Origin of the sequence: Eubacterium sp. AM05-23 (assembly GCF_003477535.1) — a bacterium.
GTDB lineage: Bacteria > Bacillota > Clostridia > Eubacteriales > Eubacteriaceae > Eubacterium > Eubacterium maltosivorans.
On the sequence record NZ_QUDF01000003.1, the window covers coordinates 252,405 to 266,968 of the forward strand.

The window sequence follows — 14,564 nt, forward strand, 5'->3', positions numbered from 1 at the left end:
TTATCAAAAGAATATTATATGTATAAAACTAGAAACATGATGTATAATAAAATAAATAAAGCTGCGAGGTGCTGGGATGAATGTGAATGAGAAAACCTGTCTCCGTTTTGCGAAATCCATCAAGGAATTGGCAGCGGTAAAGCCCCTGGATAAAATAACGGTACGGGAAATAACAGATAACTGCGGCTTGACGCGTCAAACCTTTTATCGTCATTTTATTGATAAATACGATCTTGTAAACTGGTATTTTGAGAAGCTGGCAAAAAATACTGTCCGTCAGATGGGGGTCAGCATGACGCTCATTGATGGGCTGACTCAAAAATATACGCTGATTTTAAAGGATATTGTCTTTTTTCGGGCAGCTTTTCAATCCAGTAGCTGCAATTCTCTCTTTGAATACGATATGGATCTGATCTACAAAATGTATGAAGCTGTCATTACCCGAAAAACGGGAAAATCGCTGGAGCCAGATATTGCTTTTTTGCTGGAAATGTACTGCCGAGGCTCAATGGAGATGACTGTTGAATTTGTCTGTGGCAAGCTTAAGACTGACCCGGCAGGCATGGCCCGCCTTTTGGTCGAAGCCATGCCAGAGCGCCTGAAGGGTCTGCTTTCAGAATTGAATTAAGATAATTTCCTTGAGTAAGTGACACTTTCCCCGGAATGTCACATATGTGACATTCCGGGGAAAGTGTCACTTGCTTTAGACTTGAAAAATTATATAATGAATTTAAAGGCGGTGTTAAACGTCATCATTATTTTAATCAAGGAGGGAAGAATTATGGCAACGACAAGAAACGCAATGCTAATGGGACCTAAAAAGGTAGAAATTAAGGAATTTGCCTTACCAGAAAGCATTGGTGACGATGAAATTTTAGTTAAAGTTGAAGGTTGCGGTATCTGCGGAACGGACGTGCATGAGTACAAGGGGGATCCGTTCGGCATAACGCCAGTCACCCTCGGCCATGAAGGAACCGGTGAAGTCGTTATGATTGGGAAAAATGTCAAGATCGATACAAAAGGCGATCCGATCAAAGTAGGGGATAAAGTGGTTACCTCTGTGCTTTTATGTGGTGACTGCGGTTACTGCCGCCGTTTTCCTGAAGTGCCCAACCTCTGTGAAAACTTGGGTGTATACGGGCTGATTCCCGATGATGATGTGCATTTAGACGGATGGTTTGCAGAGCATATTTTGGTGCGCAAGGATTCTTCGATTTTTGTCGTCAATGAATTTAACGTTGATCAGAGAATGCTGATTGAACCGGCAGCGGTAGCCGTTCACGCATTGCAGCGGGCGAAAAAGCTTAACCTGATTGATATGGCGTCAACGGTTTTAGTTCAGGGCTGCGGTCCTATTGGGCTGATGATGATCGCGGTGTTAAGCGCAGCGGGCACAGTCAACATCATTGCGGTCGACGGCGTTGACAGACGGCTGGAACTGGCTAAGAAGATGGGCGCTACTGAGGTCATTAACTTTAGAGAATTAACCACCATCGGAGAACGTGTTGAAAAGGTCGTTGCCCTTACTGGCGGCTTTGGCGCAGATTTTGTATTCCAGTGCACCGGATCTCCGGCAGCGGCGGCTGACGCCTTTAAATATGTACGTCGTGGCGGCGGCTTCTGTGAAATGGGATTCTTTGTCGATAACGGCGACTGTACCATCAACCCACACTTCGACCTGTGTAATAAGGAAATTAACCTTGTTGGATCCTGGGTTTACGGTGCCAACGAGTACATCACGACATTGGGCTTCTTTAAGAAGGCAGCCGAAATGAACATTCCGGTAGAGCTTTTGGTAACGGATAAATTTGATCTGGATCACGCCACCGAGGCGATGGAAACCAACATTGCGATGACCGGTGTCAAGATCGCTATTATGCCCCAGGGGGTAGATTTTAAATAAGCTTTGCAGTAACTGGAAAGGGAGGCGGCCGTTCAGATGAACGGCGCCTCCCTTTTTTCTTAAATTGGATAATAGGTATTCAGAAAATCTTCACGCTGCTTCCAGTCTGGCATCAGATTGCCGAGTGCGGAGTTAAAGCCAAAGTCATGGCTGGGATATTTAAAATGAATCATCTCATGCAGGGCAATATATTCAATGCAGGGAACAGGCACCTTGATAAGCTCCAGGTTTAAGATTAGAATTTTGCTTTTAGGCGAACAGGAACCCCAGCGATCCAGCATGCGGTAAATTCTGAGCTGTGGCATCTGAAGACAATATTTTGCTGCCTTTACGATGGCTTCGGCCAGAATGGGAACAAAAACCTCGCGGGCCTGTTCGCGGTACCACATATCCAGGGCCAGCTCTTTTTGCTTGCGGTTGCCTGGGTCGTTGACCTCCATGATCATATTTTCGCCCTGTATACGGACGTTGGGCTCTGCGGTTGTCTGCATAACAGAAAGGGTGTAGAAATGCCCTAAATATTTATGTCGTTCGCCGGTTTCGTAGCGGTATACTTTATTGTGTTCCGGCGTAATCTTTTGTCCTTTAAACATGATGCTACCTCCAAATCTTTTATTATTATACACGTTTTCATCCATCTGGGGTTAATAAATAGTTGGCGGGAAAAGGGAATAATTTGTGGATATAAAAATTTATCTTAACTTATGAAATTTATATTCATATTTCGATTTGCGGGAAGTCTCATAAATGGTATAATAATAGCATTGTCTGTTCAGGACAAAATCATTACGCTCATAACAAAGGAGAGAAAACAATGGAAACCAAACTCAGTGTTACGTTAATCGAGCATACCCCCGAACCGGAAAAGCTTGTGGCTGCTGCTGCTAAACTCTGTTATTCCCACGCTGGCGCCGCGGAAATTATGGAGGATCTGACCCCGGAAAATGTAGATAAATTTTTAAACCGCCTGATGGATATGGGACACGCATCCCCCATTGAACACGCCAGTTTTACCTTTGCAATTGAAGGTGTGAGCCGCGCCCTGACTCACCAGCTGGTACGACACCGGATGGCAAGCTTTAGCCAGAAATCTCAGCGCTATGTTACAGAGGGACAGTTTAATTACATTGTGCCTTATGAGATTGCGAATATTCCAGAGGCAAAGGAAGAGTATATCCGCGCGATGGAAAATGCCCAGCATTCCTATGATGTGATTGCTGAAAAGCTCATTGAAAAGCATAAGCAGGAATTGATGGCAGAGGGAAAGTCTGAAAAACAGGCTGCGAACATGGCAGAAAAACAGGGAATCGAGGATGCCCGTTTTGTATTGCCGAATGCCTGTGAAACAAAAATTGTGGTCACTATGAATGTCCGTGAGCTGCTGCATTTCTTTAACCAGCGTTGCTGCATGCGTGCCCAGTGGGAAATCCGCGCCTGTGCCATCGCCATGCTGGTGGAATGCCGCAAGGTTGCACCGATCTTATTTAAAAATGCCGGTCCGCGTTGTGTGGAAGGCCCTTGCCCTGAAGGCGCAATGAGCTGCGGCAAGATCAATGAAGTTCGAGAAACCTTTAAAGCTTTATAAGGACAGGTGTGCATAAAAATTTAAAAAGGTTGGAAAAAGTATGAATGACATTCAAAATCCATTAAAGCTGAACATTATTTTATCTTTGGTCGCATCCGTTTTGGGCGTCCTGGTGGTCTTTGTACCTGGTATGGTGGCGGATATCGGCCCATACCAGTTTTATTGCAATTATTTTGGAATTATCCTGATCGCCGGCGGCATTATTTTCGCCTTGTTTTATTTCAAACGCTACAAGGCATTTGAAAATTTTATAAAAAGCGATGCAGAAAAAATCCGTTGGGAATACGATGACGCTTTATATGAAAGCTTTATTGGCGAGCTCAATGCAATCCAAAAAAAAGCCAGTAAAAAGAAGTTTTTTATACTGCTGGCGATTATCATTGTTTTATCGGTCATCCTGTTCTTCCTTTTGAGTGAGGAAAGCAAGATGCTGGCTGTAGCCTTTGGGGTGTTCTTTGCAGTCACTGCGGTAATATTTGTGCTTATTGCACCAAATTCTTTCCGTTTGAGAGCAACGAATAAACCTTATTGCTCCATTATCAGTGAGGATCAGGCTTATATGATGGGCCGGTATCATTCCTGGAACCGCGCCAGAGCCAAGGTGAAAGAGCATGACAATGGACATCACGTTTACCGTGTGCTGGCGATCAACTATGAGGCCATGACAGTCAATGGCAAGCTTTTTAGAGAATGGAACGCTTTGTTGCCTGATGAGAACGCTGAAACTATCCAGATTGCAAAGGGTATGGCCAATAAAATAAACCGCCGTACCAAGGAATTTGAAGGCAAAGGTAAAAAGAAAGACATCCTGGAACGTCTTTTTGATAAAATGCTCGGCCGTTCAGATGATACCAAAGATGACAAAAAAAGTAAGAAAAAAGAGTCTTGAAAAATCTTAAACATTCCGGTAAATTTTCCGGAATGTTTTTTTATGCTTGAAATGCCTATGATATGCGGATTTTGTTGAATGAAAATATTTCATACCGTTTTCTGTGGTAGACAGAAGTATAGCCATATGGTACAATAAAACATACCCCCAAAGTAGAAGGTTTTAAGGATATAAAATGAAACGTCAAATTTTACGGAAAAGCTCTCCAAAAGAGGAGAAAGATAACCTTTTTTATTTTACACTTCTGCGAATCTTAATTCTCGTATTTGTGGCGATGTTGATTGGGTCCATGATTTTAACGTATTTTTTCAACTTGGATATTTATCGAAATAACCTCCGACACCAAACAGAAACCGCAGAGGCGATGCTTGCAGATACCATTGACAACCTGGGTGATGAAACCCTTTATCTCAGCACCAGTGCCAGTATCAGTACACTGCTGGAAGGTGGGGAGGGTATCGCTGATGGAGGCGATAGAGAAAAGGAAGCGATCCATGTGGTCGAAGAGGCTGTGAAGCTGATGCCAAACTATGTCGGTATGCGTATTCTGGGAAAAGATAATCGGATTTATCTTAAAAATACAGCGCTTCAGGTTATTGACGAGCTGGATAGCAGTACAATGGATAACACGCCGGATTATTTTCAGGGAGTCTCATACCGGGTAGATTTTACCACTTATAAAGATGAAGCTGTGGTAGAGGTATGTGCTCCGGTCTGGTCTGCAGACGGCGAGTACCTTGGTTGCATCAGCTTGTATTATGATAATGATTTTATCAGTCTGCCCGACAGCGAAAATGAGCGGAGCACGATTCTGTTTGACAGTGACAGCTGGATGCCGGTAGCAACAAAAGGGGATCTCAGTCTCAGCGATGCCAACGAAGAAGTGGTCAACTGTTCTGGACTTTTGGAAGGAATAATCGAAACCGAAAATACATACGATTCCTTTACCTATGCCGACTCGGATGGGCAAAAAATGATCGGCTTTGTGGCCAGGGACGATCAGTATCCTATGGCGCTTATGACCTCTGTAAGCAGCCGTGTAATCTTCCAAACGATTTTGAAGTACTCAGCCTATCAGATTGTTTTGACTATTATTTTACTGGGTATTTTTGGTTTTGTGCTTTATTATTTTTACAGCCGGATGAAACGCCCGGTGCGGGAGATGAAAGAACGATGCCAGCGTATATTTGAAGGTGAAGAAGGACTTGATTTTGGACATTATAATGATGAAGATTTAAACGCCCTGTCCGATACTCTGTTAAGCTATTGTGAAAAACTTGAAAAAGCTGCTTTTATGGACTTTCATCTGAATTTGGCGAATTTTTCGAAGGGCTATCAGGATATTCTTCGCTTTATTCGAAAAAAGGAACCTTTTACAATCTATATGCTCGACGTGGCAAATTTTGGAAAATACAATCGGATTTTTTCGATTGAAACCGGAAATGAGATTCTTTTGAGCATTAGCAGTGGCCTCCAAAAGATTTTTGGCGATCAGATCTATCATGTCTACGGCGACCGTTTTATGGGCATAAATGCTATGCAGGATGGTGATGATGGAATTCAGCTGGAACTGCAAAAGCTGATGGATTCAGAGATAACTGTTGGCGCTGCCAGCTTTCAGCTTAAATACAAGGTTGGTATCTGCCGTTATCCTGAACATGGTGATAATGCTGAGGAACTGGTGAGGGGACTCTGGCAAGCGCTGAGCTTTGCGAAAAAATTCAGTGAAGAAAACGTCGTTGTTTATAACCAGACTGTACTCAATGATGTGGAACGTGAGAGTAAAATTCTCGAGCTGCTAAACAAACAGATCGAGCTTCAGAATTTTGACGTCTGGTATCAGCCGGTTTATGATTACAGAAAGAAATGCTATACCACAGCTGAAGCTCTGATGCGTCTTCAGGATGAAAATGGACAGTACATTCCGCCTTATGAGGCTATACGGGTGGCTGAAAAGAATAATCTGGTAACAGAGGTCGGAGAACTGGTATTGAGAAGGGCCTGCAAAACCATGAAGTTTTTGTCAAGCCAGGGAACAAGCATTGAAAATATTACGGTCAATCTGTCGGTACAGCAGCTGGTGGATCAGAATTATGGAAAGAAAACCCTGAATATTATCCATGAATCCGGTATTACGCCGGATCAGATTTGTGTGGAAATCACAGAAGCCTTGCTGCTGCAGTCTTTTCCGGCAGCCATTGATGTCCTGAACCAGATGCACGCAGCCGGAATTTGCATTGTTATGGACAATTTTGGTTCGGGCGAGGGCAATATTTCCTATTTTTCCCAGGTTCCTTTTGCCTTTGTCAAGCTAGATCATCATCTGGTGCAGCAGGTACAGCAGAATCAGGAACAATTTGAGTTTGTTCGGAAAATGGTTGAGATGATCAAAATAAAAGATGTTAAGGTCGTTGCCGAGAGGGTCGAAACAGAAGAAGACCTGAACTGTATGATTCGCTGCGGAGCGGACTACATACAGGGCTACTACTACTCCAGGCCTCTTGAAGAGAATGATTTTTTAGAACTTGTTAAAAAGAAAAGTTAAGCAGAAAACAAAGGAGACAGCGCATTTGCGTTGTCTCCTTTGTTTATACCAGGTCGATTTTATCCAGAATACCTGAAAGGTGGGCGATGGTGACGCCGTAGTTGCACATAGGCACCCCCTGGCTTCGGGCACGTTCAACTCTTGAGAGTACGTGCTTGCGGTTAAACATACAGCCGCCGCAGTGAATCACCAAGTCATAAGGCGTCAGGTCCTGGGGAAAATCATTCCCAGCTACGACGTCAACACTCAGGCCTTTACCGACACGCTTTCTGAGCATGTTTGGAATTTTTTCGCGGCCGATATCCTCTTCGAGAGGCGCGTGGGTGCAGGCCTCTGCGATGAGAATCCTGGAGCTCTCTGTCAAATGGTCAAGAGCCTTGGATCCTTCAACAAAGTAGTCCAGATCGCCCTTGTAAGCGGCAAACAGCACTGAAAAGGAAGTAAGCTTGCTTTCAGGGGGCTTTTTGTCATAAACGGTTTTAAAGACCTGAGAATCTGTGATGATAAGCTTTGGCGGGTTCGCCAGACAGGCGATGGCCTCATCAAAACGGTCAGCAGTGGCGCTGTGGACAATACACTTTTTATCTAAAAGCTCGCGGATCGTCTGTACCTGCGGCAGGATAAGCCGTCCCTTAGGCGCCTGGGTATCCTGTGGCATGATCAGCATGACCAGATCACTGTCTGAACACAAATTGCCAGTAATGCTCTCAGCCTCATAATCCTTGGGAAGTGAGCGGATCAGCGCTTCTCGTATATGATCCATGCCTTCTCTTGTTTTTGCGCTGACAATCAGAGGGGGCACTCCAAGACGGGCTTTGATTTCGAGGGCTAGCGGCTCAATATCGGTCAGAATATCTGATTTGTTGATAACGGGAATAACGGGCGTATTCCGCTTTTTAAAGGCGTCGATCCAGTCGTATTCTTCTTCGGTCTGGGTATCTCCCCAGACTACAAGGGCAATATCAGTTTTATCCATAGCCTTGCGGGTCTGCCCAACGCGCATTTCGCCGAGCTCGCCGACGTCGTCGAAGCCGGCAGTGTCGATAAACATACAGGGGCCGATACCGTGGATCTCCATATATTTGTAAACAGGGTCGGCGGTGGTGCCTGCCACGTCAGAGACCAGAGCGATTTTCTGGCCGGTCAGGGCGTTGATCAATGAAGATTTGCCGCTGTTGCGTTTTCCGTAAATTCCAATATGAAGCCGGTTTGAACGAGGGGTGGATGTTAAGCTCATAGGTACTCCTTTTTAATGTCTGGCAAAATAATCAGAAGCGGAAATCCCGCTGGCCCTGGGAGATGGCCTTGAGATTTTCAATGGCGATATTCCGCACCTTATCTTTTGGAATATCCTTTAATTCTTCGTTAATGACAAAGTCGCCCTTGGCCTTGGTATCTGGACTGGCATAATCCTCAAGGTATTCTTTCAGTGTCATCAGCGCATTGGGCTGGCAGCAGTTGGCGATCTGGCCGGATTTTACCAGGCTCATGAACCGATCTCCAGTACGCCCTTCTCGGTAGCAGGCTGTACAGAAGCTTGGAATATAGCCAAGCTGCAGCAGCCAGTTGACGACTTCATCAAGGGTACGGGTATCGCTGACGTCAAACTGGGCTGAGTTATCCTCTTCCTTTTCAGGCTCGACGTAGCCGCCGACTGAGGTGCTGGAGCCTCCGCTGATCTGGGAAATCCCCAAATCCAGAACTTTTTCACGGGTCTTCTGGGATTCGCGGGTCGAGATAATCATACCGGTGTAAGGCACAGCGATGCGCAGAACAGCGACGATTTTCTGGAAGATTTCATCAGAAATGGCATCAGAAAAGGAATCGGGATCAATATCATCTGCGGAGCGGATTCGCGGGACAGAGATGGTGTGCGGGCCAACGCCCTTTGCAGCTTCTAGATGCTCGGCGTGCATTAAAAGCCCTACAAAGTCGTAGCGGTACATGTTGAGCCCAAATAAAACGCCGATACCCACATCATCAATGCCGCCGTCCATGGCGCGGTCCATTGCCTCTGTATGGTAAGCGTAGTCATGCTTGGGTCCTGTGGGGTGCAGTTTTTCATAGTTTTCTTTATGGTAGGTTTCCTGGAATAAAATGTAAGTGCCAATGCCGGCATCTTTAAGCTTTTTATAGTTTTCTACTGTAGTGGCGGCAATATTGACATTGACGCGGCGGATCGCGCCGTTTTTATGTTTGATGCCGTAAATGGTCTGGATACTTTCCAGCACATACTCGATGGGATTGTTGGCTGGATCTTCACCGGTCTCCAGCGCCAGGCGCTTATGCCCCATATCCTGAAGGGCAATAACCTCGTCGCGTATTTCCTCCTGAGTCAGTTTTTTTCGCCGGATATGCTTATTCTGGCGGTGATAGGGGCAGTAGACACACCCGTTGATACAGTAATTTGACAGATAAAGCGGAGCGAACATAACAATGCGGTTGCCATAAAACTTCTGTTTGATTTCCTTGGCAAGGGAATACATTTTTTCATTTTCATCCTCAAGATCACATTCCAGTAAAACAGCGGCTTCACGATGGGTCAGACCTTTGCAGTCCGCCGCACGTTCGATGAGGCTGTCGATGAGCTCCCGGTTATTTTTATTGGCTTTTGCATATTCAAGGGTTTCTAAAATTTCTTCATGGTTAATGAACTCGGTTGCGGTTAATGATTCCTTATTGTACATTTTGATACTTCCTTAGCTAAAATTATTTTTTCGCCGCGTCACCGCGGTCTACAGTCAGATCATATCCGATCTGGCGCATACGGTTTTGAAGGCAGGACCGGCACTCAGCTGCCTCGTCACCGGTGCAGATTTTATTGTCATACAAGGCGTATTTTTTTCTCACAGAAAGAGGTGACAGGTTGGGCATCACTACGTTGGCGCCTGCCAGTACACCTTTTTCACGCCCACTGGGGTCAATTGTACCCAGAGCAGTGGTTGCCGGTATCAAGGCGTTTGGCAGCATGAGACGGATCAGCCCGATTAAGAATAGGGTCTGCTCCAGAGTGCCGGGCCTTTCTCTGCCAAAAGGGGTATCCTTCTGGGGAATAAAAGGCCCTATGCCGATCATAGACGGCTCCAGCGCTTTCATGAATAAAAGATCCTCGGCCAGGTGTTCAGCCGTTTGTCCGGGTGAACCAATCATCATGCCAGTGCCCACCTGATAGCCGATCGCTTTAAGATTATAAAGACAGCTCTGGCGTGTTTTGGGGGAAAGCGCTTTTGGGTGCAGGGTGTGGTAATGTGAAAAGTCTGCCGTTTCATGCCTCAGAAGATAACGATTTGCACCGGCAGCGTAGAGACGTTTATAGGATTCAGCGCTGCGTTCCCCCAGGGACAGGGTAATGGCACAGTCAGGGTAAGTCTGACGGATATATCCGACGATACGGCACATCCGGTCGTCGTTAAACCAAGGGTCCTCACCGCCCTGAAGCACAAAAGTCCTGAAGCCCAGTTTGTAGCCTGCGGCACAGCAGTCCATTATGTCATTTTCGGAAAGCCGGTAGCGTTTTACGCGGTCATTACTTCTGCGGATACCACAGTAGTAGCAGTCGTTTTTACAGTAGTTTGAGAATTCAATGAGTCCGCGGGTATAAATCCGGTTTCCATAATATTTTTGAGCCTGACAGCGGGCTTTTTTAAAGAGAAAGGCCGAAAGCTCGGGTGTCTGTCCGGCAATCAGACGGACCCATTCCGCTTTTTCCAGCGCCTCATTTTTCTCCAGCTTACAGATTAAGTCTTTCATTCTTTACTGTGATGGTAATTTTGAATAAACGGTTTTGGCATTAACATTGGGCAGCATACCCAGCTTCCCGGATAATGCGCTGATCACATCCGTAGGGGCGTCGACAATGACACTGATAACAGATATGCTGCGCTGCTTGTAGGGAATGCCCATTCTGCCAATAATAAACTCGGAGTAGTCATGCAAGATGGCGTTAAGGCTTTCCACCGATTCGGGGTTTTCAACAATGATTCCGATTAAGGCAATTCGTGTTTCCATAACATCTTCCTTTCTTAGTCAAGTAAAAGTATCAAAATGCAAAAAAAGCTCCCTGTGCCGAAAAAGGCTCAGGGAGCGATCATAACAAAATAAGGCTTGCCGATTTCATTAAAAAATGATCACACTGGCAACCCATGGTTATCTGCCCGCCTTCGCGGTTTGGGAAAATCCCTTACCTTCAGCACGATACTTTTGTAAAAACTGACAGCATAGCTTAGGATTGGCGCGAAGCCTCTCTGACAGTCGGGCTGCTAGCATGAATTTACTATAGCACAGTTTTTAACCGGTTGCAATATTTTTTAATTTGAGAGCAAAATTTTACTTCTATTTAGTTATTTGACATACTGGTGCCGGTGTGGATAAAAGGCTATAGGGTGAGGTATATATTCCTTTTGTCAAGCGCCGATTAAAAAACGGGCTGACGATACAGAGTCGGCAGCCCGCTGAAGCGGTCTTCTTAAGTTTATTCAGGATAAATAAGATTGGCTTCGGTCAGATTCATTAAAACTTCATCGAGAAATTTTTTGGATTCATATTTTGCCATGCCCAGATTCATATCCAGATAGTTACCGCAGTCTCTCGGAGCAGCTCCGGGGACGTCTCCCTCAAAATCAGCCATAAACTTGAAGAGGTCAGTTACCAGAGGAACCACATCCTTTGAGGTAAGGTCGCCCTTCATCAGCAGATAGTAACCGGTACGGCAGCCCATGGGTCCAAAATAGACGATCTTTTCGCTGAGTTCAGGGTCATTGCGCAGATAGGTAGCGCCGAGATGTTCGATGGTATGGAGCTCAGCGGTGTTGATGACCGGCTCGCGGTTCGGCTCCTTCATGCGGATATCAAAGGTGGTGATACAGTCGTCGCCGCAGTAATCCTTGCGTGAAACGTAAATTCCGCGCAGCAAATCAATATGGTTAACAGTAAAGCTTGCGATTTTTTTCATGATGTTTCTCCTTTATTATTTAAGTAGACGTTAAGCGTCTCAAGGTAGTGCACCAGAATATTGCCGCAGGGATGAATCTGATATTTTTTATCAAAGGCAGCGTAGGGAATAGACTTGCGGCCATCTTTTTTGGCAGCGTCCCAGTAGGCCTTTAAAGTCTCGTAGGGCAATAAGTAGTGTTCATCAAATAGTTTAAACCAAACGATGAGAAAAGACAAGCCCTCCTGCCGGTTAAAGGCGTCCATGAACTCGATCTGGTGCTCGTGTATATTGGCGATAGGAAGCCGCTTCTGGTTGGTCTCCTTGGCGTCAAAACAGATGGGAATCCCCTGGACATTGCCCATGTAATCGACGGTGCTTTTTTCTTCAAAGTAAGCCAGCTTAATGGTTCCCTTGCCTGGGTCCAGCTCTATGGGCTTAATGGCGGTCGGAAGCTTCTGGACAACAGCCAGCCCCTGCTCAAGGTAAATTTTGTTGGTCTGGTTAATACATTCTTCAAGATAGCTGCCGCGCAGACCGCGGCTGTGCCAGTATCCCATGCTAAAACGCCTCCCTGTCCAGTTTCAGATCCTTTAAAAGTTGCTTAAAGAGCGGCGGATAGGGAGCTGTGAAATCGTAGCCCAGGTCTTTTATGGCATAGTGCCGGCTGTGCAGTAAATGGTGATTTAAACCATACTTCTGATTAAACTGACGGTTGATGGAGGGATCGCCATACTTGTAGTCGCCGATGATGGGAAAGCCATAGTCAGTAAGCTGTGAACGAATCTGGTGAGAACGCCCGGTGTGAAGCGTTACCTCCAGAAGCGTGAATCTGCCATTATCTGTGAGGGGGCAGTAGTCCATCCGAACCTCTTTAGCGCCTTTTCCGGACTGGCTTTGGATGGCTGATTTATTTTCGGTGGTGTCTTTGGTTAAAAAGCCGGTAAGGGTGCCAGGCTTTTTCAATACGCCAGATACAATGGTGTGATATTCTTTTAAAGCCTGTCGCTCCCGAATAGCGGCGTTCACTGCCTGTAAGGTCGGATAATCCTTTGGCATGAGAATAATACCGCTGGTGTTGCGGTCCAGTCTGTTAGAAATGACGACGTCAAAAGCCTCTGTGTTGCCGGGCGTATTTTTTTTCAGGTAGGTCCGTGCTGCATCAATCAAAGAAATGTCGCCGGAGACATCTGCCTGACTTAAAAGGCCGGCGGGTTTGTTGATGACCAGCAGATGATCATCCTCATAAACCGGTGGTTCAAATATTTTTTTGATTTCTGGCGTCAGATCAAAATGTCGCTGTGGCTTTTTTTCCTGAAAGCCTGCGATGGTTTCTTCGGAAAAATAAACTTGGACGGTGTCGCCAATGTGGACTGTGTCTTTGGGCTCGGCCCGGCCGCCGTTAAGCTTGATTCTTTTTTTGCGCAGCATCTTTTGCAGAAAATTTCTGTCCGCCAGTGGCATCAGCTTGGCCAGGTACCGGTCAAGACGCTGGTTTCCTGAGTTTTCATCAATGGTATATTGTTTCATAAAACTTCCTTGCTCTTTTATTGATTGTGGAATGATTATACCATAAAAAATCCGGAATGTCGGACATTCCGGATTGGATATTCATTTTTGTTTAGAGTTTGCCTGCACAGCCCAGAACGTCTTTAAGCTTATGGGCAACCATGGCTTTAATGGCGGCACGGCCTGGTCCAAGATACTCTCTTGGGTCAAAGACCTGCGGCTGTTCTACAAAGACCTTGCGGATGGAGGCTGTCATGGCCAGTCTCAAATCTGTATCAATGTTGATCTTACAGACGCCCCATTTGGCGGCTTCACGCAGCATATCCTCCGGTACGCCCTGTGCGCCCGGGATGGCGCCGCCGTACTGGTTGCATAAATCGACAAATTCTTTGGGAACACTGGAAGATCCGTGAAGCACCAGCGGATAGCCAGGCAGCAAGCCGGAAATTTTTTCCAGTCTCGGGAAATCCAGCTTTGGAGTACCCTTGAATTTAAAGGCGCCGTGGCTGGTACCGATGGTAATGGCCAGAGAATCACAGCCTGTTCTTTCGACAAATTCAACAGCTTCATCTGGATCGGTAAAAGAAGCTTCGTGGTCGCCTACGTTTACAGCATCTTCAATGCCTGCCAGTTTTCCAAGCTCAGCTTCCACGACGACACCGTGATCGTGCGCGTAATCAGCTACTTTTTTAGTCAACGCGATATTTTCTTCAAAAGGGTATTTGGAGCCGTCGATCATGACAGAGGTAAAACCTCCGTCAACACAGGATTTACAGATTTCAAAATCTGCGCCGTGGTCCAGATGCAGGCATATATCCAGATCAGTGGTTTCAACCGCTGCTTCAACCAGCTTTTTAAGATAAACCGGATTGGCGTATTTTCTGGCGCCGGCGGACACCTGCAAAATCAAAGGAGCCTGTTCTTCCTGTGCGGCTTCAACGATGCCCTGGATAATCTCCATATCGTTTACATTAAAAGCGCCCACAGCGTATTTGCCTTCATATGCTTTCTTAAACATTTCAGTAGATGTTACTAATCCCATTTCAAACCTCCTGAGTCGTCGCTCGTTTAAATTTGTTTGATTTATTTCACTTACCAGTATACTCTTATTGGGTCATTTTAACAATACAAAACTTTTGAATTAATGAAATTTTAATAAAAATCCCGGTAAAATCAGGGAAAAAGCCCTGTTTTTACCGGGAA

General features: G+C 45.7%; 14 protein-coding genes. 5 read left to right on the plus strand and 9 right to left on the minus strand.

What is annotated here, in order from left to right; genetic code table 11:
* Window positions 1-76 precede the first annotated feature (76 nt).
* Together DW091_RS05135 and DW091_RS05140 are read left to right on the plus strand one after the other, a co-directional pair.
* Window positions 77-628 carry a TetR family transcriptional regulator gene (locus DW091_RS05135; RefSeq protein WP_058693898.1) on the plus strand — a complete coding sequence of 184 codons (552 nt, stop codon included), beginning with the start codon at window positions 77-79 and terminating at the stop codon, window positions 626-628.
* Window positions 629-781: 153 nt separating this feature from the next.
* Complete coding sequence (locus DW091_RS05140) at window positions 782-1,903, plus strand: zinc-binding dehydrogenase (protein WP_224168748.1); 1,122 nt, start codon at window positions 782-784, stop codon at window positions 1,901-1,903.
* Window positions 1,904-1,962: 59 nt separating this feature from the next.
* Here DW091_RS05140 and DW091_RS05145 read toward each other — a convergent pair whose 3' ends face one another.
* Window positions 1,963-2,496, minus strand: a complete 534-nt coding sequence (locus DW091_RS05145; RefSeq protein WP_074617215.1) for a YgjP-like metallopeptidase domain-containing protein — start codon at window positions 2,494-2,496, stop codon at window positions 1,963-1,965.
* Between the two features lie 221 nt (window positions 2,497-2,717).
* Here DW091_RS05145 and thyX point away from each other — a divergent pair, with 221 nt between their 5' ends.
* From thyX to DW091_RS05160, 3 genes are all read left to right on the plus strand, one after another.
* Entirely contained in the window at window positions 2,718-3,488 is a 771-nt protein-coding gene (thyX, locus tag DW091_RS05150; RefSeq protein ID WP_058693900.1) for an FAD-dependent thymidylate synthase, read from the plus strand.
* A 40-nt stretch (window positions 3,489-3,528) separates the two neighbouring features.
* On the plus strand, window positions 3,529-4,377 hold the full coding sequence (locus DW091_RS05155; RefSeq protein ID WP_074617216.1) for a hypothetical protein: 849 nt from the start codon (window positions 3,529-3,531) through the stop codon (window positions 4,375-4,377).
* Between the two features lie 313 nt (window positions 4,378-4,690).
* Window positions 4,691-6,922, plus strand: coding sequence for an EAL domain-containing protein (locus DW091_RS05160; RefSeq protein ID WP_158577831.1), 2,232 nt, complete (start codon window positions 4,691-4,693; stop codon window positions 6,920-6,922).
* Between the two features lie 43 nt (window positions 6,923-6,965).
* Here DW091_RS05160 and hydF read toward each other — a convergent pair whose 3' ends face one another.
* From hydF to fba, 8 genes are all read right to left on the minus strand, one after another.
* A complete protein-coding gene (gene hydF / locus DW091_RS05165) occupies window positions 6,966-8,159 on the minus strand; it encodes a [FeFe] hydrogenase H-cluster maturation GTPase HydF (RefSeq protein ID WP_096920652.1) in 1,194 nt (397 codons plus the stop codon).
* 31 nt (window positions 8,160-8,190) lie between these two features.
* Complete coding sequence (gene hydG, locus DW091_RS05170; protein WP_058693904.1) at window positions 8,191-9,609, minus strand: [FeFe] hydrogenase H-cluster radical SAM maturase HydG; 1,419 nt, start codon at window positions 9,607-9,609, stop codon at window positions 8,191-8,193.
* A gap of 22 nt (window positions 9,610-9,631) precedes the next feature.
* Window positions 9,632-10,672: a [FeFe] hydrogenase H-cluster radical SAM maturase HydE gene (gene hydE / locus DW091_RS05175; protein ID WP_096920653.1), complete on the minus strand. Its 1,041-nt coding sequence runs from the start codon at window positions 10,670-10,672 to the stop codon at window positions 9,632-9,634.
* 3 nt (window positions 10,673-10,675) lie between these two features.
* On the minus strand, window positions 10,676-10,930 hold the full coding sequence (locus DW091_RS05180; RefSeq protein ID WP_058693906.1) for a TM1266 family iron-only hydrogenase system putative regulator: 255 nt from the start codon (window positions 10,928-10,930) through the stop codon (window positions 10,676-10,678).
* Window positions 10,931-11,393: 463 nt separating this feature from the next.
* Window positions 11,394-11,873 (minus strand): S-ribosylhomocysteine lyase, encoded by a 480-nt coding sequence (locus DW091_RS05185; protein ID WP_074617221.1) that lies wholly within the window; start codon window positions 11,871-11,873, stop codon window positions 11,394-11,396.
* Window positions 11,870-12,412 (minus strand): Holliday junction resolvase RecU, encoded by a 543-nt coding sequence (locus DW091_RS05190; protein ID WP_096920654.1) that lies wholly within the window; start codon window positions 12,410-12,412, stop codon window positions 11,870-11,872. Before DW091_RS05190 ends, DW091_RS05185 begins: the two co-directional genes overlap by 4 nt.
* Window position 12,413: 1 nt before the next feature.
* Window positions 12,414-13,382, minus strand: a complete 969-nt coding sequence (locus tag DW091_RS05195; protein WP_118517564.1) for an RluA family pseudouridine synthase — start codon at window positions 13,380-13,382, stop codon at window positions 12,414-12,416.
* A gap of 91 nt (window positions 13,383-13,473) precedes the next feature.
* A complete protein-coding gene (gene fba / locus DW091_RS05200) occupies window positions 13,474-14,403 on the minus strand; it encodes a class II fructose-1,6-bisphosphate aldolase (protein ID WP_058693910.1) in 930 nt (309 codons plus the stop codon).
* Window positions 14,404-14,564 lie beyond the last annotated feature (161 nt).

Coding starts and splice junctions, on each gene's coding strand:
- hydG (WP_058693904.1), bottom strand. CDS start 9,609: ATGTACAATAAGGAATCATTAACCGCAACCGAGTTCATTAACCATGAA.
- hydF (WP_096920652.1), bottom strand. CDS start 8,159: ATGAGCTTAACATCCACCCCTCGTTCAAACCGGCTTCATATTGGAATT.
- DW091_RS05190 (WP_096920654.1), bottom strand. CDS start 12,412: ATGGGATACTGGCACAGCCGCGGTCTGCGCGGCAGCTATCTTGAAGAA.
- DW091_RS05135 (WP_058693898.1), top strand. CDS start 77: ATGAATGTGAATGAGAAAACCTGTCTCCGTTTTGCGAAATCCATCAAG.
- DW091_RS05140 (WP_224168748.1), top strand. CDS start 782: ATGGCAACGACAAGAAACGCAATGCTAATGGGACCTAAAAAGGTAGAA.
- DW091_RS05195 (WP_118517564.1), bottom strand. CDS start 13,382: ATGAAACAATATACCATTGATGAAAACTCAGGAAACCAGCGTCTTGAC.
- thyX (WP_058693900.1), top strand. CDS start 2,718: ATGGAAACCAAACTCAGTGTTACGTTAATCGAGCATACCCCCGAACCG.
- hydE (WP_096920653.1), bottom strand. CDS start 10,672: ATGAAAGACTTAATCTGTAAGCTGGAGAAAAATGAGGCGCTGGAAAAA.
- fba (WP_058693910.1), bottom strand. CDS start 14,403: ATGGGATTAGTAACATCTACTGAAATGTTTAAGAAAGCATATGAAGGC.
- DW091_RS05155 (WP_074617216.1), top strand. CDS start 3,529: ATGAATGACATTCAAAATCCATTAAAGCTGAACATTATTTTATCTTTG.
- DW091_RS05185 (WP_074617221.1), bottom strand. CDS start 11,873: ATGAAAAAAATCGCAAGCTTTACTGTTAACCATATTGATTTGCTGCGC.
- DW091_RS05145 (WP_074617215.1), bottom strand. CDS start 2,496: ATGTTTAAAGGACAAAAGATTACGCCGGAACACAATAAAGTATACCGC.
- DW091_RS05180 (WP_058693906.1), bottom strand. CDS start 10,930: ATGGAAACACGAATTGCCTTAATCGGAATCATTGTTGAAAACCCCGAA.